The organism is Devosia yakushimensis, from assembly GCF_030159855.1.
In the GTDB taxonomy this organism is placed as follows: domain Bacteria; phylum Pseudomonadota; class Alphaproteobacteria; order Rhizobiales; family Devosiaceae; genus Devosia; species Devosia yakushimensis.
In genome coordinates, this window is record NZ_BSNG01000002.1 from 120,268 (window position 1) to 138,021 (window position 17,754).

Below are 17,754 nucleotides of genomic sequence, written 5' to 3' on the forward strand. Positions count from 1 at the left end.
AGGGATTAGTGCCGTGAGGCGGCGAGCTTGCGGCCATAGGCGATGGCCTCGAGCATATTCTCGTGATTGGCCTTGCCGGTGCCGGCGATATCGAAAGCGGTGCCGTGATCGACCGAGGTGCGATCGATGGGCAGGCCGAGCGAGACATTGACCGTGGTGTCGAAAGCCACGAGCTTCATCGGGATATGGCCCTGATCGTGATATTGGGCGACGACCAGATCGAAGGCGCCATTATAGGCGCGGTGATAGACGGTGTCGGCCGAGATGGGGCCGAAGACCTCAATGCCCTTGGCGCGGGCCAGTTCGACCGCAGGGGCGATGAACTCGACGTCTTCGCTGCCGAACAGGCCGTTTTCGCCGCAATGGGGATTGATGCCGGCCACGGCAATGCGGGGCTTGGCGTAGCCGATACGCTTGAGGTGGTCATTGCCGGCCTCGATGGTGGCGAGGACGCGCTCGGTGGTGGCGCGGCCAATGGCGTCGCGCAGCGAGACGTGGGTGGAAACGTGAATGGCCTTGAGGCGGGGGGAAGCCAGCAGCATGAAGGAGGCGCGCGAGCCGGTCAGCGAGGCCAGCATGCCGGTATGGCCATCATATTTGTGGCCGGCCTTGTTGAGGGCTTCCTTGTTGATCGGGGCGGTGACGAGGCCGGCGGTTTCGCCGGCTTCAGTGAGGCGCACGGCGCGCTCGATATAGCGGAAGGCCGCCTCGCCGCAGCTGGGATCGAGCTGGCCGAACTCGGCCTTGAGGCCGGGCACGTCGACCTCTTCGACCACGACACCATGATTGCCTGCCTGGCCGCGCAGGCCCAGGGTTAGCGTGCTGCCGACCACTTTGCCGGCGCGTTCGAGCACGGCGCGGGAGCCGACCACGACAATCCCCTGGCGTTCGTCGGGTGACAGGGCGGAGAGCGCGGCCATGATGACTTCGGGACCGACACCGGCGGGATCGCCCATGGTGATCGCAACGGGTTTGTCCGACGGGTTACGTGGCGCCATGCTGCCCTCCTTGCTGCGCCGGATGCTTGAACCGGGCTCCGGGCAATGTCAACGTCTAATTACAAGTTTGTCATTGCTGTGGGTGGGGTGGTTCATGTCGGCGTTCTATTTAAGTTATTGATTTTATTGTGTATGCGTCCGATTTCATGCATCACTTGTGCGACGTCACCCTTCAGTTCGATTGACATGTAGACAAATTGCCGTATGGTCCCAGCACGTTTTTGGCGTAAAGTCGGCGGCAGGGAGAGGCAGCTTGAATATGCATGCGGATGTAAAGCCGGTTGTAGCCAGTCATACCCTGCTCGATGTGAAGGACCTCAAGGTCACGGTGCCGGCGCGCGGCGGGGTGGCGACCATTGTTGATGGCGTGTCCTTCCACGTGAACAAGGGCGAGGCCCTGGGCGTGGTGGGGGAATCGGGGTGTGGGAAATCCATCACCGCGATGAGCCTGCTGGGTCTGTTGCCGCCGGGCGGCAAGGTGGCGCAGGGCAGTGCGACATTCGAGGGCGATGACCTGTTCAAGCTGTCCGGCTCCAGGATGCGCAAGGTGCGCGGCGGGCGGATCAGCGTGGTGTTTCAGGACCCTATGACCTCGCTCAACCCGGTAATGCGGGTGGGCGACCAGATTGCCGAGCCGCTGATGGAGCATTTGCGGCTTTCCAAGGCCGATGCCTGGAAGCGGGCCGGTGAATTGCTGCGGCTGGTGGGTATTCCCGGCGGGGAAACGCGGCTGGTCAATTATCCCCATGAGCTCTCGGGCGGGATGCGGCAGCGCGTGATGATCGCCATTGGGCTCGCCTGCGAGCCGCCGCTGGTGATTGCCGATGAGCCGACCACGGCGCTGGATGTGACCATTCAGGCGCAGATTGTCGATCTGGTGAAGGATTTGCGGGCGCGGCTGGGCATGTCGATCATCTGGATCACCCATGACCTGGCGCTGGTGTCGGGATTGGTGGACCGGGTGATGGTGCTCTATTCGGGCAAGATCGTGGAAGAAGCGCCGGTCGACGCGCTTTATGCCAATCCGACCCATCCCTATACTCGGGGGCTTCTGGCCTCGTTGCCGCGGCTCGATGGCGAGGAAAGCCGGCGGCTGCCCTCGATTGCCGGTACGCCGCCTGATCCGCGCCGCCGCCCGGCGGGGTGTCCCTTTGCGCCGCGTTGCGGGCTCAAGGTGAGCCGGTGCGAGAGCGAGATGCCGCCGCTGGAGACGGTATCAGGCGGGGTAAGTGCGCATCGCGCGGCCTGCTGGGTCACGGTGGGTGGTGAGAAGGAGATTGCGGCATGACCACGCTTGATCTCGAAGCGCCGCGCAAGGCCGCGCCAGGGCCCGCCCATGATGACGTGCTGCTGCATGTCGAGGGCCTGTCCAAGCATTACAGCACCCGTGTCGGGGCCTTTGGGCAGACGGCGCAGACGGTTTATGCGCTCGATGATTTCAGCCTCGATGTGATGCGGGGGGAAACGCTGAGCGTGGTGGGGGAATCGGGCTGTGGCAAATCCACGGCCGGGTTCACGCTGCTGCATCTGCATGCGCCGACGGCGGGTAAGGTGATCTATGAAGGCACCGATATTGCCAGGCTGAATGACGAGCAATTGCGGCCGTTCCGGCGGAAATTGCAGGTGGTGTTTCAGGACCCCTATTCGACGCTCAATCCGCGCATGACGGTGGGCGAGGCGCTGGCCGAACCGCTGCTGTTCCACAAGATCGCCACCAAGGCGCAGGTTAAGGACCAGATCGCTCAATTGCTGGCCGATGTGGGCCTGCCTGAGCGCTTTGCCGGCAGCTATCCGCACCAATTGTCGGGCGGCCAGCGGCAGCGCGTGGTGATTGCGCGGGCTTTGGCCTGTAAGCCAGAATTTTTGGTGTGTGACGAGGCGATTTCGGCGCTGGACGTATCGGTGCAGGCGCAGATCATCAATCTGTTCCAGGACCTGCAGGAACGCTATGGGCTGACCTATCTGTTCATCGCCCATGACCTGGCCGTGGTGCGGCATATTTCGGACCGGGTGGTGGTGATGTATCTGGGCCGTCCGGCGGAGCTGGCGCCCAAGGACAAGCTGTTTGCCAATCCGCTGCATCCCTATACGCGCGCGCTGCTCTCGGCGGTGCCCGAGCCTGATCCGGTGGGCGAGCGCAGCCGCAAGCGGCAGGTGTTGATGGGCGATGTGCCCAGCCCGGCCAATCCACCGAGCGGCTGCCGGTTTCATACACGCTGTCCGGTGGCGGTGGAGCGGTGTTCGCGGGAGGTGCCGGAATGGCGCGAAGCGCTGCCTACACAATGGGTAGCCTGCCATCGGGCGCCGGGCGGGCCAGAGCCGCTGGCGGAGGGCCCATGAGCCTAAAGGTCGGCATGATTGCTGACGATCTGACGGGGGCGCTGGATGCCTGTGCGCCGTTTGCCGCGCAAGGGCTGAGAACCATGGTGGTGATCGCGCCTGACGGGCTGGAGCGGGACGATCCGGCGCTGCGGGATGCCGAGGTGATCTGCATCAATACCGCGTCGCGTGAGATTGCGGCCGGGGAGGCGGGGCGCCGGGCGGGAGCAGCCATGGAGGTCCTGGCGGCTCTCGCGCCGAAATTGGTGTTCAAGAAACTCGATTCCCGGCTCAAGGGGCATGTCGCGGTGGAATTGGGGGCGGTGTTGGCGGCCTCGGGCCGTGGGCATGCCGTGCTGGCGCCGGCCATTCCCGATCTGGGCCGTCTTGTACGCAATGGCGCCGTTTGCGGCATGGGCGTGGAAGGGCCGATTGCCGTGGCGCCGCTTTGTGGCGGTCTGCCGGTCAGCGTGCCCGATACCGAAAATGCCGAGGCCATGGCGATTGTGGCTGGCCGGCTTTGGGACGAGGCGGGGCATGTCGTTGCGGCGGGGGCGCGAGGATTGGCCCAGGCGCTGGCGGTGCGGTTTCCGCAGCGTCTGGCGCCGGATGTCACGCGGCCTCTGCCGCACAAATTGCTGATCGCCATCGGCTCGCGTGATCCGATCACGCGGGCGCAGGTCGATCATGTCATGGCTGTTGCGGCGCCCGTTCGCGTGCGGGCGCCCAATGGGCATGTTCCGCAGCTGGCGTTAACGGCGCCGGTGACGCTGGTGACGGCCGAAAGAGGCGAAACGGCCGAGGCTGGCGACGTGGTGGCGGCGCGCTTTGCGGCGGGGTTGGCGGATATGGTGCAGTCCACGCCGCCGGCGGCCATGCTGATCAGCGGCGGGGAGACGGCCTATGCCTTGCTGCGGCAATTGGGTGCCGGAACGATCCTGCTGGGGGGCGAGGCTTTGCCCGGCGTGCCCTTTGGCTGGGCGCAGATCGGAGGCAAAACGGTGCAGATTCTCACCAAATCTGGGGGCTTTGGGCCCAGGGATACGATTTCCTTGCTGACGGGCGTGCCGGCCGAATTAGACTAAAGTCAAGAATCATCCCGGCGAATGGCGTATGAATGGCTATGGCAGTAGTTGACGACAAATCGATGGAAGGCGGAAAGCAGAAGGCCCTGTTTGCCGATCGGGTCTATCATCTGCTGTTCGCCAAGATTGCCAATGGCGATTATTCGCCCGACCAGAAACTGCCTAGCGAGAAAGAACTGGCCGAGCAGTTCGATGTGTCACGGCCCATTGTGCGCGAAGCACTGGAGCGGCTGCGGCGCGAGGATTTGATCTATTCGCGGCAGGGCGCGGGCAGTTTCGTGCGGATCAAGACCGAGCAGCGCGTGCTGGGCTTTCCGCCGGTGGAAACCATTGCCGATATCCAGCGGTGCTACGAATTCCGGCTGACCATCGAGCCCGATGCGGCGCGCTATGCCGCCCAGCGGCGCAATGCGGCGGCGATCGAGCGGATCGGGCAGGTGGTGGACATGCTGGGCGATGCGACGCGCCAGCAGCGGCACCGCGAAGACGCCGATTTCGCGTTTCACCTGGCCATTACCGAGGCTTCGAACAACCATTATTATCAATCGGCCATGCAGGCTTTGCGCACCCATATCAGCGTGGGCATGAAGCTGCATGGATTGGCGCTGATGGGTCCGTCGCCGGGGCTGCAGCGGGTGTTCGAAGAACATTCCAAAATCTATCAGGCCATTCGCGATGGCGATGGCGATACGGCGCGGGACCGGATGCGAGAGCATCTGGAAGGGTCGCGGAACCGGTTGTTCGAAGACCGGATGCTGGATCTTTCGCTTTAGGGTTTGGCACGTTGGGGCCGCGCCCACTGGGCGGCACCAGCAGTGTCAGCCCGCCTTTTTCCGGCTCTGGTTGGACAGTGCGCTTGAGCCCAACACCACCCCTGCCAGAACCAAAAATGTGCCGGTGACGCCGGTTGCCAAGGCCACGAGGCCAATGCCGAAGGGGACGGCGAAGAGGCCCAGGCGGTTGCCCATTTGGCGCATCGACATGGCGGTGCCGCGGGCGCCGCGTGGGGCGAGGAAGAGCAGGATGGCCAGGGTTGCCGTGCCGGCACTGCCCAGGCCAAAGCCGATCAGGGGGAGGCTCAGAAAGCTCAATTGCGGGGGCAGGGGGATGGCCAGAATCACCAGGCCCAGGGCTGCGAGGAGCGTTGCGCCCACGGCGAGCTGGTTGCGGCCGAAGCGGCGCGATAGCATTCCATAGGCGGCGCGGGAGAGGACCGAGGACAGCGAGATCGTGGTCAGCATGATGCCTACTGTGGCAGCCGGGATGCCGCGTTCGAGGCCGAGTACGGGGATATAGGTGATCATCAAATCCTGGGCGGTGGCGCAGAGGCTGCCGGCGATCAGGATGGCGATCATGCCCGGTGTGCGGATGATGTGGCTGATGGGCGGCAAGGCGTGGCCGCCCAGGTTATGTGGCTTGAGGCGCAGGCACAGCACCAGGGCGACGAGGAGGAGGGCGGTGCCGCTGACGGTGCCGACACCATAGAGATGGGTCGCAATGGCGGCGGGATTATCGCTGCCGGTAGTGCCGATGACGAGCGGAGCCAGGGCATCGCCGAGTGAGGTGGCGAGCAGGTAATTGCCCAGAATGGCGTCGCGATGGGGGCGGGTGGAGACCAGCGGTACCACCATTTGCAGGCCCGAATAATGAAGGGTCTGGCCGACGCCGAGAATGGCAATGCCGATAAGGAGCGTGGCCAGCGATGGCGGGGCCAGCCAGAGGATCAGCACGGCAAAAAGGATGATGGCGGCGCCGGTGATTGTAGCGGGCTTGACGCCGTAGCGGTCGGTGATGCGGCCGAACCAGACGACGAGGAACAGCGGCAGGATGGCGAAGGCGGCGGCGAGGACACCGGCCAGGTTGGGATCGAGGCCGAGGGCGAGCGCCTTATAGGTGGTGGCGACGCGGGTGAGCGGCACGGTGAACTGGATCAGGAAGGCAGCCGCCAGCATGAGGGCCAGCGGGGTCTTGATCAGCATGCGGCGGGGCATTTTTTGTCACCTACGCGGCAACCCGCGAGATTGGGGCTAGTCCCCCTCCGCAACCCTCCCCGCGAGGGGGAGGGTGCAGATCGGGGCTCTCCGTCCTAAGCGGCCGAAACCCAGGAGCGGGGGAAGCGAACGAATTTGATGGCGCGGCGGTAGAAGGTGTAGGCGACCCCGATGCGGCCGTCCTCGAGCTCGGTCACGGTGGGGTAGGAGAGTTCGCGATTGCGATGTTCCTTGCCCGAGGTGTCATTGCTCAGCGCCGAACCCGAGCTCACTTCGATATTGCGGCGGATCGGCCAGGTCTTGCCGCCATCGCTGGAGAGAGCAATGGTCATGGGCGAGCGGGGGGTGCCCCAGACGGCGCGGCGCAGGTTCTGCGTTTCGGCTGTCTTTTCGCCTACGGGCGCCTTGCCGTCATCGATGCCGTCGTAAAGGCCCTCGCGGCGATCGGTGGAATCCTTGGCGCTGATCTCGTTATAGACCAAAGCCAGGGTGCCATCGGAAAGGGCGCGGGCCTGGATCGAGGAATTGTTGTTGGGCAGGTCGGTCGGCTCCGGCTTGCTCCAGCTGCGGCCATTGTCGGTTGAATGGCTGGCATAGATCGCATCGGCATAACGGCTGCGATAGAAGGCCACGAGGCTCCCGTTCTTAAGATCGACGATGTTCATATGTACCGCGCCCACGCTTTCGGGCACGGCATATTCCGTCCAGCTCTCGCCCTGATCGGTCGAAATCTTGACGCCGCTGGTATCGTTATGGCCGTGCCATTTTTCGCCCGGCACCGGATTGCAGTGGAAGACGGGCAGGAGCCAATTGCCATTGGCCAGCACGATGATGGGATTGCGGATGAAAAGGCCGGTTTCGTCGAACGGGGATTGGATGGGACCCCAGCTTTTGCCGCCATCCTTGGAGATGCGGCGGCGCACGATGGATGTGTCCTGGTTGCCGAAATCCTGGGAGGTGTAGAGCACCCAGAGATCGCCATTGGGGGCTTCGAACAGCACCGGGTTCTGTTCGCTGCGGGCGGGGTCGTCGGAGAGCTTTTCCTCAGCCGTCCATTGATCGGAGCCCTTGGGCAGGCGGGAGAAATAGATCGAGACGTCGGGCTTACCTTCCTCGGTCCCGGCGAACCAGACGCAGCCCAGATCGCCATTGCGCAATTGCAGCAGGAAGGAGGCATGGGTCTGCTGCACATGGGAGGGGAGGAACCCTTCCTGCCGGATGGCATCGCCGGCAACAGGGTGCAGTGCCCCATCGGTGGTGAGCGTGACGGTCTCGGACATGTCTCTTCCCTTCATGATCCTTTGGAGTTGGGCGGCAAACTGGCCCAGTTAAGACGAGTTGTAAAGTAGTTATTTCGGCGTATCGGGATTGTCAGAATTCGTTTAACATACGGATATTACGATATAAAATGCCGCAAAACGGCTGCTCGCACCCAATGGCACCGAGAGATTTTTTGTCTCAGTTGACATGTTGTCAATTTGTGACATGATCCGGCCAGCTGATAACAAGCGATGCCAGGGAGGGTATCTATGTCCGGTGAGAAGCTACCGCGTAGCGGAATGAATCGTCGTGCCGTGCTGAAGGGTGGCGCGGGCCTGGTGGCTGGCGTCAGCATTGCCAGTCTCTTGTCCAGCCCGGCCTTTGCGCAGGAGCAGGTGCTGAAAATCGCCAATGGCGGTTTTGACATGGACTGGTCGCCGCTGCGCGGCGGTGGGCGGTGCCTGCGCTGGCAATCGTTCTGGTGGGCGACGCCGATGTATTTCGACTCCGAAGGCCAGCTGCACCCCTATGTGGTGACCAGCTGGGAGCCCAATGCGGATATGTCGGTCTGGACCTTCAAGATCGATCCGGCCGCGACCTTCTCGGATGGCTCCAAGATCACTGCCACCGATCTCAAGGGGAGCTGGGAACTGGCGGCCATGCCGTCCAGCCGGCATGTGCGCATCAATCAGGTGCTGGCCGGCGTCGTCGGCTATGACGAGGTTACCGGCGGCACGGCCAAAGAAATGCCGGGCATTGTCGCGCAGGATGACGAGACGCTGGTGGTGACGCTCAAGGCTGCCGACCCGATCTTTTTCATGCGTATCGCCAATGAACTGGTGCCGGTGCTGAAGCCCTCTGAAGCGCGCGACGACAATGGCGAGGAAGTGCTGGAATGGTTCGCGCCCGATCTGGGCGGGGTGACTTCGGGCCCGTTCAAGCTGGTCGAGATGAACCTCGATGACGGGTTCCTGGCCTTCGAGCCCAATGAGAATTTCTTCGGCAAGGCGCCCAAGCTGACCCGTGTGGAAATCCGTTCGGTGGAAGACCCGGTGACGGCCACAACCCTGCTGCGCCAAGGCGAGTTCCAGGCGCATACCGAATTGGTGACCTCGACTGTCATCGACGATCTGGGCACCGAATTTTCGTCCGGGCCCTCGATCCCGACCGGCCAGCATTTCTGGTTCAACGTCAATTCCGAGCCGTTCAACGACCCCAATGTGCGCCAGGCCTTCATCATGGCGGTGGACCGCAATGGCATGATGCAGGCGTCGTTCCCCAATGGTCCGCACAAGCAGGCCGAACAGCTGCTGGTGGCGGTGCCGGGTGTCGATCCCGATTTCGAGCCCTATCCCTATGATCCGGCCAAGGCCAAGGAATTGCTGGCAGCGTCCAGCTATGGCGGGGCCGAGCGGTTGCCGCGCCTGGTGATGGTGGGCATCGGCTCGCCCGCCCAGAAGGCGGCGGCGCAGTTCATTGTCGAGCAGTGGCGGCAGAATCTGGGCGTTTCGGCAGTGGAATTGCTGGAACGGCAGGACAATTTCGCTCCGGCCGACGTGCATGTGTTCCGCGACGATATCGGTACCCGCGTGCCGGATGCCGTGGCGTTCCTGGCCGGCGGCATCAAGACCGGCGGCGGCATCGCGGCGGGCAAGATGAATGGCTATTCCAACCCCGAAATCGACAAGCTGCTCGACGAGGCGGCGCTGCTGCCGGTCGACGATCCGCAGCGCGACGAGAAGGCGCGGGCCGCCCAGAAGCTGTTCCGCGACGATTGGGGGTATCTGCCCTGGTATTACGAAACCATGTCGCGCTGGGCGCTGCCCAGCGTCACCAATATGGAAAAGAACCTCGATTGGCAGGTCGTCAATCCGTGGGATGTGACCATCGTCTGACCTGATCTGACCTAAGCGATCCTGGCCGCGGGGCGTTTCCCGTTCCGCGGCCGAACCTCATGAGGCCGGCCATGCTCGTTTATATTCTGCGGCGCCTGCTGCTCTGGATCCCCGCCGTTTTCTTGGTGCTGCTGGGCGTTTATGCACTCGCCTTCTTCGGCGCTGGCGATCCGATCAAGCTGATCTTCCTTCGCCAGCCGGGCGACGTGGCGTTCGACCCCGCCCGCATCGAGGCGATCCGCGAGCAGGCCGGGCTCAACCAGCCCTTCCTCGTGCAGTTCTGGAACTATATCTGGAACGTGCTGCACGGCAATTTCGGCAATTCGCTGCTGTCGGGCCGCTCGGTCTGGCGCTCGATTTCGGCCGCGGCGCCGGTTTCGCTGCAGATCGGGCTTCTGGCCATTGCCATTACCGCCATTGTCGCTATTCCGCTCGGTGTGCTGGCGGCGTTGCGGCAGAACACCACGACCGACTATGTCATCCTGGGCGCGGCGCTGTTCTTCTGGGCCATTCCGGCCTATGTGGCGGGCCCGCTGTTGATGGTGCTGCTGCTCCTGCTCTTTCCGCAGGCTAATATTTCCTATGGCTGGGGCGGGCTTTTCGATGCGCGCATCATCCTGCCGCTGGTGGTCATTTCCTTCCAGCCCATCGCTCTTATCGTCCGCCAGACCCGTGCCGCTGTCATCGATGTGCTGAGCGAGGATTTCGTGCGCACCGCCCGGGCCAAGGGGCTGCCGGCGCATAAGATCATCTTCCGCCATATCCTGCGTCCGGTGCTGACGCCGGTGGTCACCCAATTGGGCCTGATCATGATCACGCTGATCAATGGCGCGGTCTTCGTCGAACTGGTGTTCGGCCTGCCGGGGCTGGGACGGCTGACCATCCAGTCGCTGCTCAATTCGGATTACCCCATCATCCTCGCCGTTACCCTGATCGCCTCGATCCTGGTGATGCTGTCCAATCTGCTCGTCGATCTGGCCTATCCGCTGCTTGATCCACGCGCCGCCGCCAAGAGGTCGTGATGAGCACCGAACCGCTTTCCGCAGCTGCCCATACTGCCGCTGTGCCGGCCGAAGAGCAGGCGAGCCTCTGGGGCGATGCCTGGGCGCGGCTGCGCGCCAACAAGATCGCCATGGCCGGCCTGGTCATTATCGGACTGTTCCTGGTGATGGCGATCGCGGGACCGTATCTGACGCCCTATGATTTCCTGAGCCAGGATCTGCAGGTGCGCAATTCGCCTCCCTCATGGGCGCATTGGCTGGGCACGGACGAGCTGGGCCGCGATGTGTTCAGCCGTATCATCTATGGCTCGCGCACGGCGCTGATCGTGGCCATTGTGGTCACAGCCATCTCGGTGGTGATCGGGGCGCTGCTGGGCGCCTTGGCCGGCTATTTCGGCGGGCTGGTCGATAGCTCGATCATGTGGGTCACCGATCTCTTCATGTCGGTGCCCAACCTCTTGCTGGTGATCGTGGTCAATACGTCGCTCAAGCCGCCCTTGGCGCGCTGGCTCGATGGTATGTATGCGGCGACAGGGAATGCGTTTTTCCGCTCGACTTCGATCATCGATTTTACCCTGGTGTTCGGCTCGATCGCACTGGTCATGTGGCCGCCCTATGCGCGGCTGGTGCGGGCGCAGGTGATGTCGATCCGCCAGCGGCCCTATGTGCTGGCGGCGCGGGCCCTGGGCCTGCCCAATAGCCGCATCATCTCGCGCTATGTCATTCCCAATGCCATCGGGCCGCTGATCGTGGCGGTCAGCGCGGGACTGGGCGGCGCCATGACCATGGAAAGCGCCTTCTCGTTCCTGGGCATTGGCGTGCAGCCCCCGACCCCGAGCTGGGGCCTGATGATTTCGGATGGCCTGCGCACCTGGCAGCAATATCCGCACCTGCTGGCGGCCCCGGCGGCAACGCTGGCGATTATCACCGTTGCCTTCAGTTTCGTCGGCGACGGGCTCAATGACGCACTCAACCCCAAGGGAGCCAAGTGATGGCCGCGCCTTTATCCTCCATCGCGGCATCCAATGCGGCGCCTGCCGCAGCTCTTTCCTGGTCGCGCCCGCTGACCATTACCCGGCCCAGCCGCATCGAATTCGGCGCCGGCAAGGTGGGTTTTGCCGGCGAATGGGCGGCGAGCCATGGCGTGGCGCGGACATTGGTGGTCTCCGACGCTTTCAATGCGGCGCGGGTCGATAGGCTTGGCTTACCCGGGGAGGTTTCGGTCTTTGCCGAGGTCAAGCCCGAGCCGGACCTGCCCAATCTGCTCAAGCTCGTGGCCATGGCCCGCGCCGTCCGGGCGCAGCTCATCGTCGGCTTCGGCGGTGGCAGCGCCATGGATATTGCCAAGCTGGCCGCGGTGATGGTGGACGATACGCGCTCGTTCCACGAGCTGGTGGGACCCAACAAGGCTGCGCCGCGCTCGGCCCTGCTGGTGCAGGTGCCGACTACGGCCGGCACGGGCAGCGAGGCGGGAACGCGGGCGCTGGTGACCGATCCCGAGACGCTCAACAAGCTCGCAGTGGAATCGCTGCATATGCTGGCGGACCTCGCCATTATCGATCCCGACCTCACCATGACGGTGCCTCCCGCGGTAACGGCCGCGACCGGGATCGATGCCCTGGCCCATTGCGTGGAGGCCTATACGTCCAGGCGCGCGCATCCCATTATCGACATGTATGCGCGGGAGGGCATTGGGCTGGTCGGCAAGTTCTTGCGCCGGGCGGTTGCGAATGGTGGGGATAGCGAGGCACGGGCCGGGCTGGCGCTGGCTTCGCTGTATGGCGGGTTTTGCCTGGGGCCGGTCAATACGACGGCGGGGCATGCCATATCCTATCCGCTGGGCACTCGGCACGGCATCGCGCATGGCCTGGCCAATGCGGTGATCTTTCCGCATACCCTGGCCTTCAATGCACCAGTTGATCCGATCAAGGCGGCCGATATCGCCAGCCGGCTGGGGCTGGAGGGCGGCGATCTCAAGGCCAGCGCCTATCGCTGGTGCGCGGGCATGGGCGTTGAAATGCGGCTGGGTCAGCTGGGGATCGGCGAGGACGATCTTGCTGGGATGGCCGATGAGGCCTTTGCGATCCGGCGGCTGCTCGATTTCAATCCGCGCGAGATTTCTCGTGAGGAGATTTTGGGGATTTACCAGGCGGCGCTTTAGGGCTGCGGGGTATCCCCTGTTCCAGCCGCTCGGCCGCCCGCGTAAACCCCTCGGCGATCACCGCTTTCATGGCGTCGCGGGCTTCTTGCGGAGCGCCCTTTTCGATGGCCTGGGCAATGCGGCGATGGGAGCGCACGGCCGCTTCCAGGGCGCCCGGCACCATGATGGGCGAGCTGATGGTGAAGGAGGCCGTCAGAGCCAGTTCCACCAGGGCTGAGATCGAGGCCATGAAGGGATTGGCCGAGACCAGGGCCACGGCGCGGTGAAATTCCAGGTCATAGCGGGCAAATTCCTCGGGCGTTTCGGCCCGGCCCAATTGTTCGGCCAGATCGAGCAAGTCCGCGGCCTGGGCGGGGCTGCGGCGCTCGGCGGCGAGGGCGGCCGCCTCGATCTCGATGCCGATGCGCACTTCGGCCAGGCTCCGCAGAAAGGCCACGTCGGGGCCCAGTTCGAAATGCCAGGCCAGCACATCGCTATCGAACAGGTTCCAGCGGCCGCGCGGCAGCACGCGGGTGCCGATGCGGGCCCGAGCCTCGATCATGCCCTTGGCGGCAAGGCTCTTGAGGGCTTCGCGCAGCACTGTGCGCGAGACACCGAATTCGGCCAGCAATTCGCCATCGGTGGGCAGGATCGTGCCCTCTGGATAGCGGCCTGAGACGATGGCAAGGCCCAGCCGCCACATGACATCGGAATGCAGGTTACGGGACGGCCGGCGGCCCGACAATGCGGCGATCAGCTCGCCCGAATGCCTTGCGACTGTTGCATTACTGTCTGTCACGCCTTGGCTCCCCTTGAGGTCAGTAAACTAGTCGGCGCCCATTAGTAGTACAATAGCGAGGGTTGTAATGAGGGTGGACAGCGCTGGCGTGGCTGCGCCATGGTCGCGGCCGAATCTGTCTTAATTGGAAATCGCCATGACCAGTGCCAATCTCGATGCCGTTCTCGCCCAGGTCGATGCCGGGCTCGATGGGAGCCTGGAGCGGCTCAAGGCATTGCTGCGCATCAAATCGATCTCGACCGATCCGGCTTTTGCCCAGGAATGCCAGCGCGCGGCCGACTGGATCGTGGGGGAATTGAACGGGCTGGGTTTTGACGCCGCGGCGCGGCCGACGCCGGGGCATCCCGTGGTGGTGGCGCATGGGCCGGATGTGGCGGGCCCCCATGTATTGTTCTATGCCCATTATGACGTGCAGCCGGTCGATCCGCTCAATCTCTGGCACACCGATCCGTTCGAGCCAGTGCTGAAGGACGATGCGCAGGGCCGCAAGATCATCGTGGCGCGCGGTGCTTCGGACGACAAGGGCCAGATGATGACCTTTATCGAAGCCTGCCGCGCCTGGCAGGCGGTGACGGGGAGCTTGCCGGTCAAGGTATCGCTGATGCTCGAGGGCGAGGAAGAAAGCGGCGGCAAGAACCTGCCGCCCTTTATGGAAGCCAACAAGGCCGAGCTGGCGGCGGCCGATATCGCGCTGGTTTGCGACACCGATATGTGGGACCGCCAGACCCCGTCGATCACCACAATGCTGCGCGGGCTGGTCGCCGACGAGGTGGAAATCACTTGTGCCAACAAGGACCTGCATTCGGGCATGTTCGGCAATGCGGCACGCAATCCCAACCAGGTGCTGGCCGAAATCATCGCCAGCCTCCGTGCGCCCGATGGCAGCGTGACGCTACCGGGCTTTTATGACGACGTGGCCGAGATTTCGCCCGAACTCAAGGCGCAGTGGGAGGGGCTGGGCTTCGACGAAAAGGCATTTCTGGGCGAAGCGGGCCTGTCGCTCAAGGCGGGCGAGGCGAACCGCAGCGTGCTCGAAATGCTGTGGTCGCGGCCGACCTGCGAAATCAACGGCATGATCGGGGGCTATACCGGGGACGGCTTCAAGACCGTCATCCCTGCCAAGGCCAGCGCCAAGATTTCCTTCCGCCTGGTTTCGGGCATGGACCCGGCCAAGATCCGCGCGGCTTTCCGCCGCCATGTGGAAGAGCGCATTCCGGCCGATTGCTCGGTCAAGTTCACCCCGCATGGCGGCTCGCCTGCCATCACCGTGCCGGCCGACGGCAAATATCTGCAGCAGGCGCTGACGGCCCTGTCGGGCGAGTGGAACAAACCCGCCGTAATCACCGGTTCGGGCGGCTCGATCCCGGTGGCGGGCGATTTCAAGAAAATTCTGGGGCTCGACACCCTGCTGATCGGTTTCGCCCATGTGGACGACGCGATCCATTCGCCCAATGAGAAATATGATCTGGAGAGCTTCCACCGCGGGATTCGCGCGTGGGTGCGTGTGCTGGCGGGGTTTGCGGCGGGGAAGTAAGCCGGAATGGTGGAGCTGAGCGGGATCGAACCGCTGACCTCGTCATTGCGAACGACGCGCTCTCCCAACTGAGCTACAGCCCCGTTCCGACGGTGCTGATATGGACAATATTGGCGTTCAGGGCAAGGGGGTTCGTTGCTAGACCATGTGGTGCTCCACCAGGCTCCTGCCGGTGGCGATGGCAGCTTCTGCGACGGGGATGAGCGGGCGGCCGAGGCGGGTGGGCGCGCGGTGGGCGTCGAGGCGCTTGGGGGTGCCTAGTTCGCTGAGATTGTCGCCGACATCGCGGTCGAACAGGCCGACAATGCGCATGAGCCAATCGGGCAGGGTGCGGGTGGGAATGCGGCGGTCGGGAAAAGCCGGTTTCAGCAGGCGCCCGAGTTCGGCCATGGAGACGGTAGCGACCGAAGCGATGCAGCGCTCGCCACCAGCCGCGCTGTCAGTCATGGCGGCGAGATGGAGCGCGGCGACGTCGCGGACATCGACAATGGACATGGCGAGACCCGGCACGGCGGGCAATTTGCCATCGAGCAGGCGCAGCACCATGATCGATGACGTGCCGGGGTCCTCGTCGAGCAGCGGGCCCAGGATCGCGGCGGGATTGATGACGGCAAGGTCGTTACGGCGGCCGGCTCTATCCATCAGGGTCCAGGCTTCCCGCTCGGCCAGGGTTTTGGAGCGCGGATAGGCGGGCGTGCGCGGGGAATCGAGATTGGTCCAATCGGCCTCGGTCAGGGGTCTCTCATAGCTGGCATGGCCATATTGGATGGCGGCGATCGAAGAGGTGAGGACGATGCGCTCGATCTTGGCGGCGAGGGCGGCGGAGACGGCGCGGCGCGTGCCTTCGACGGCGGGGCGGATCAATTCGTCGGGGTCTTTGGGGGTACGCAGCACGAAGGGGGAGGCGGTATGTTGCAGATAGCGGCAATCCTGCATGGCGGCGTCCCAACCTTCGTCCGCAAGCAGATCGAGCGCGACGAATTCGAGATTGGTAATGTCGGCTCCGGCCTTAAGCAGCGTCTGGCGAACCTTGTCGGCCTTGTCTAGACTGCGCAGGCTGCCGCGTACCCGATAGCCGGCGGCGAGCAATTGCAGGGCGATATGGCCGCCCAGAAATCCGGATATGCCAGTCAGAAGGACGCGGTCGGACATTGATCTTCTCCAAAGGACTTGAACGATAGATATGGTAATCGTTCAATTCGTTCAAGTGTGGACCGCAAAATGAGTGCGCCCCTGTCGGATCGTAGTGCCGAAAAACGGCAGCGCATGCTGGCGGCGGCGCGGGATCTATTCCTGCGCAACGGGTTGCGGGGCACCACGATGGAGGCCATTGCGCGCCAGGCGCATGTGGCCAAGCCCACGCTTTATGCCCAATTTGCTGACAAGGATGCGGTGTTCAACGCCATCATCGAGACCATGGTGGGGGATATCCATCGGGTCATCGATGCGGGGCTGGCCAGCGAAGGGCCGGTGGCGGTCCGGGTCGGGCGGGCGCTGGCGGACAAATATGGCATGATGCTGGATCTGCTGGATGGGTCGCCGCATGCCGATGAAATCTATACCGAGCAGGCGCGGCAGCCGGCGCATTACCAGGCGCTGGACCGGGCGGTGGAGGATAAGTTTACCGCAGTGCTGGGCGAGGCGGGGATGGAGCAGCCGCGGGAGCTCGCACGGCTGGTGATTGCGGCGGCGGCGGGGATTGGCCGGAGTTACCGGGACAAGGCGGGGCTAAGGGCGGCGATTATGGTGCTGTGTGAGCGGGTGATTTTGTAGGGGGCGGGTGACTGCCCGGGATTGGGGCTCCCATCACCCTCCCCCTATCAGAGGGAGGTTCGATGGGGTTATCCCCTCAATGCGGCTCGTGGGCGTCGGCCACGCCGAGAAGCCAATAGCCGGCGGCCTTGACCCATTCGGGATTGAAGCCACGTTCGCCGGTGAGATGAGCGCGCACGGCTTTGCTCATGCCGCTTTCCCCGGCGATATAGGCGTAGGCGTCGCCGGGCGGAAAATCGATGCTGGCGATGGTATCGAGAATGAGGCTGGCCGTGCCGGCGGGGCGGCCCTTGCGATGCACGTAATGCAGCACGAGATCGGCCTGGGTCTCGAAATGCTGCTCCTCGGCAGCATTTTCGACTTCGATGACGGCGACGATGCTGGCGCCGGCGGGCAGTTCCTCGATGCGCCGGCCGATGGCGGGCAGGGCGGTTTCGTCGCCAGCCAGCAGGTACCAGTCAAAGGCGGCAGGAATGACCAGGGAGCCGCGCGGGCCACCGATGACCAGGGTGTCGCCCACCTTGGCGCCGGCGGCCCAGCTGGAGGCAGGGCCATCGCCATGCAGCACGAAATCGAGGTCGAGCGTGCCGGCGGCGGCGTCGAAATAGCGCGGGGTATAGTCGCGCATTTCGGGTTTCTGGCCGGCGGGGAATTCGGCGCCATTGGGGCCGATGGGGGCGAGCATGGGAGCGACGCCCGCAGGAAAGAAAAAGGCCTTGATGTGATCGGCATGGCCGAGCGAGGCGAAGCCTTCCATGTCGCCCTTGAGGCTGATCCGGCGCATCAGCGGGGTGATGTCGGTGATCGCGACGACATCGAGCAGGCGCAGGCGGGTTTCGTGCCGCACACGTTGCGGGGCGCGGGCATCGGTGAGGCTGGACATGGTGAGCTCTTATTTATGAATAAACTAGTCAGGATTTAGGGCAAGCGGCGGCGGCGATCAACCCCAAGCCGTTATG

At 63.9% G+C, this 17,754-nt stretch carries 16 protein-coding genes and 1 tRNA gene; 10 read left to right on the top strand and 7 right to left on the bottom strand.

Going from position 1 to position 17,754, the window contains the following annotated elements; genetic code table 11:
- Positions 1–5: 5 nt before the first annotated feature.
- Positions 6–998: a 4-hydroxythreonine-4-phosphate dehydrogenase PdxA gene (gene pdxA / locus QQL79_RS17785; protein WP_284393128.1), complete on the bottom strand. Its 993-nt coding sequence runs from the start codon at positions 996–998 to the stop codon at positions 6–8.
- Between the two features lie 259 nt (positions 999–1,257).
- On the opposite strand from pdxA, the gene QQL79_RS17790 reads away from it, so the two are divergent.
- From QQL79_RS17790 to QQL79_RS17805, 4 genes are read left to right on the top strand one after another with little or no spacing between them, the layout of a single operon-like run.
- A complete protein-coding gene (locus QQL79_RS17790) occupies positions 1,258–2,286 on the top strand; it encodes an ABC transporter ATP-binding protein (protein ID WP_284393395.1) in 1,029 nt (342 codons plus the stop codon).
- Entirely contained in the window at positions 2,283–3,338 is a 1,056-nt protein-coding gene (locus tag QQL79_RS17795) for an ABC transporter ATP-binding protein (protein ID WP_284393130.1), read from the top strand. The genes QQL79_RS17790 and QQL79_RS17795 overlap by 4 nt, the downstream gene beginning before the upstream one ends.
- Positions 3,335–4,402, top strand: a complete 1,068-nt coding sequence (locus QQL79_RS17800; protein ID WP_284393132.1) for a four-carbon acid sugar kinase family protein — start codon at positions 3,335–3,337, stop codon at positions 4,400–4,402. The genes QQL79_RS17795 and QQL79_RS17800 overlap by 4 nt, the downstream gene beginning before the upstream one ends.
- 38 nt (positions 4,403–4,440) lie before the next feature.
- Positions 4,441–5,175, top strand: coding sequence for a FadR/GntR family transcriptional regulator (locus QQL79_RS17805; protein WP_284393133.1), 735 nt, complete (start codon positions 4,441–4,443; stop codon positions 5,173–5,175).
- Positions 5,176–5,220: 45 nt separating this feature from the next.
- Here the strand turns inward: QQL79_RS17805 and QQL79_RS17810 are convergent, their stop codons facing one another.
- Positions 5,221–6,393: an MFS transporter gene (locus QQL79_RS17810; RefSeq protein WP_284393134.1), complete on the bottom strand. Its 1,173-nt coding sequence runs from the start codon at positions 6,391–6,393 to the stop codon at positions 5,221–5,223.
- A gap of 95 nt (positions 6,394–6,488) precedes the next feature.
- The gene (locus QQL79_RS17815; RefSeq protein WP_284393136.1) at positions 6,489–7,673 is read right to left on the bottom strand and encodes a sialidase family protein; all 1,185 of its coding nucleotides are present in this window, start codon (positions 7,671–7,673) and stop codon (positions 6,489–6,491) included.
- A 249-nt stretch (positions 7,674–7,922) separates the two neighbouring features.
- Here QQL79_RS17815 and QQL79_RS17820 point away from each other — a divergent pair, with 249 nt between their 5' ends.
- The 4 genes from QQL79_RS17820 (at position 7,923) to QQL79_RS17835 (ending at position 12,710) form a co-directional block, all read left to right on the top strand.
- Positions 7,923–9,548, top strand: coding sequence for an ABC transporter substrate-binding protein (locus QQL79_RS17820; protein ID WP_284393137.1), 1,626 nt, complete (start codon positions 7,923–7,925; stop codon positions 9,546–9,548).
- Positions 9,549–9,619: 71 nt separating this feature from the next.
- Entirely contained in the window at positions 9,620–10,570 is a 951-nt protein-coding gene (locus QQL79_RS17825) for an ABC transporter permease (RefSeq protein ID WP_284393138.1), read from the top strand.
- Positions 10,570–11,541: an ABC transporter permease gene (locus tag QQL79_RS17830; protein WP_284393139.1), complete on the top strand. Its 972-nt coding sequence runs from the start codon at positions 10,570–10,572 to the stop codon at positions 11,539–11,541. Before QQL79_RS17825 ends, QQL79_RS17830 begins: the two co-directional genes overlap by 1 nt.
- Complete coding sequence (locus QQL79_RS17835; protein ID WP_284393140.1) at positions 11,541–12,710, top strand: iron-containing alcohol dehydrogenase; 1,170 nt, start codon at positions 11,541–11,543, stop codon at positions 12,708–12,710. The genes QQL79_RS17830 and QQL79_RS17835 overlap by 1 nt, the downstream gene beginning before the upstream one ends.
- On the opposite strand, the gene QQL79_RS17840 is transcribed toward QQL79_RS17835, so the two are convergent.
- Positions 12,652–13,488 carry a FadR/GntR family transcriptional regulator gene (locus QQL79_RS17840; protein ID WP_370461262.1) on the bottom strand — a complete coding sequence of 279 codons (837 nt, stop codon included), beginning with the start codon at positions 13,486–13,488 and terminating at the stop codon, positions 12,652–12,654. The two genes, QQL79_RS17835 and QQL79_RS17840, sit on opposite strands and share 59 nt — an antisense overlap.
- 136 nt (positions 13,489–13,624) lie before the next feature.
- Between QQL79_RS17840 and QQL79_RS17845 the strand changes: the two genes are divergently transcribed.
- On the top strand, positions 13,625–15,022 hold the full coding sequence (locus QQL79_RS17845; RefSeq protein WP_284393142.1) for a M20/M25/M40 family metallo-hydrolase: 1,398 nt from the start codon (positions 13,625–13,627) through the stop codon (positions 15,020–15,022).
- A 7-nt stretch (positions 15,023–15,029) separates the two neighbouring features.
- Here QQL79_RS17845 and QQL79_RS17850 read toward each other — a convergent pair.
- Both QQL79_RS17850 and QQL79_RS17855 read right to left on the bottom strand, forming a co-directional pair.
- Positions 15,030–15,105, bottom strand: a tRNA-Ala gene (locus tag QQL79_RS17850).
- Between the two features lie 55 nt (positions 15,106–15,160).
- Positions 15,161–16,174, bottom strand: coding sequence for an SDR family oxidoreductase (locus QQL79_RS17855; protein WP_284393143.1), 1,014 nt, complete (start codon positions 16,172–16,174; stop codon positions 15,161–15,163).
- 69 nt (positions 16,175–16,243) lie between these two features.
- Here QQL79_RS17855 and QQL79_RS17860 point away from each other — a divergent pair, with 69 nt between their 5' ends.
- A complete protein-coding gene (locus QQL79_RS17860; protein ID WP_284393145.1) occupies positions 16,244–16,795 on the top strand; it encodes a TetR/AcrR family transcriptional regulator in 552 nt (183 codons plus the stop codon).
- A gap of 76 nt (positions 16,796–16,871) precedes the next feature.
- Here QQL79_RS17860 and QQL79_RS17865 read toward each other — a convergent pair whose 3' ends face one another.
- Positions 16,872–17,678 carry a siderophore-interacting protein gene (locus QQL79_RS17865; RefSeq protein ID WP_284393147.1) on the bottom strand — a complete coding sequence of 269 codons (807 nt, stop codon included), beginning with the start codon at positions 17,676–17,678 and terminating at the stop codon, positions 16,872–16,874.
- Between the last annotated feature and the right edge of the window lie 76 nt (positions 17,679–17,754).

Coding starts and splice junctions, on each gene's coding strand:
- QQL79_RS17815 (WP_284393136.1), bottom strand. CDS start 7,673: ATGTCCGAGACCGTCACGCTCACCACCGATGGGGCACTGCACCCTGTT.
- QQL79_RS17820 (WP_284393137.1), top strand. CDS start 7,923: ATGTCCGGTGAGAAGCTACCGCGTAGCGGAATGAATCGTCGTGCCGTG.
- QQL79_RS17825 (WP_284393138.1), top strand. CDS start 9,620: ATGCTCGTTTATATTCTGCGGCGCCTGCTGCTCTGGATCCCCGCCGTT.
- QQL79_RS17800 (WP_284393132.1), top strand. CDS start 3,335: ATGAGCCTAAAGGTCGGCATGATTGCTGACGATCTGACGGGGGCGCTG.
- QQL79_RS17835 (WP_284393140.1), top strand. CDS start 11,541: ATGGCCGCGCCTTTATCCTCCATCGCGGCATCCAATGCGGCGCCTGCC.
- QQL79_RS17830 (WP_284393139.1), top strand. CDS start 10,570: ATGAGCACCGAACCGCTTTCCGCAGCTGCCCATACTGCCGCTGTGCCG.
- QQL79_RS17860 (WP_284393145.1), top strand. CDS start 16,244: ATGAGTGCGCCCCTGTCGGATCGTAGTGCCGAAAAACGGCAGCGCATG.
- QQL79_RS17865 (WP_284393147.1), bottom strand. CDS start 17,678: ATGTCCAGCCTCACCGATGCCCGCGCCCCGCAACGTGTGCGGCACGAA.
- QQL79_RS17790 (WP_284393395.1), top strand. CDS start 1,258: ATGCATGCGGATGTAAAGCCGGTTGTAGCCAGTCATACCCTGCTCGAT.
- QQL79_RS17795 (WP_284393130.1), top strand. CDS start 2,283: ATGACCACGCTTGATCTCGAAGCGCCGCGCAAGGCCGCGCCAGGGCCC.
- QQL79_RS17845 (WP_284393142.1), top strand. CDS start 13,625: ATGACCAGTGCCAATCTCGATGCCGTTCTCGCCCAGGTCGATGCCGGG.
- QQL79_RS17805 (WP_284393133.1), top strand. CDS start 4,441: ATGGCAGTAGTTGACGACAAATCGATGGAAGGCGGAAAGCAGAAGGCC.
- pdxA (WP_284393128.1), bottom strand. CDS start 998: ATGGCGCCACGTAACCCGTCGGACAAACCCGTTGCGATCACCATGGGC.
- QQL79_RS17855 (WP_284393143.1), bottom strand. CDS start 16,174: ATGTCCGACCGCGTCCTTCTGACTGGCATATCCGGATTTCTGGGCGGC.
- QQL79_RS17810 (WP_284393134.1), bottom strand. CDS start 6,393: ATGCCCCGCCGCATGCTGATCAAGACCCCGCTGGCCCTCATGCTGGCG.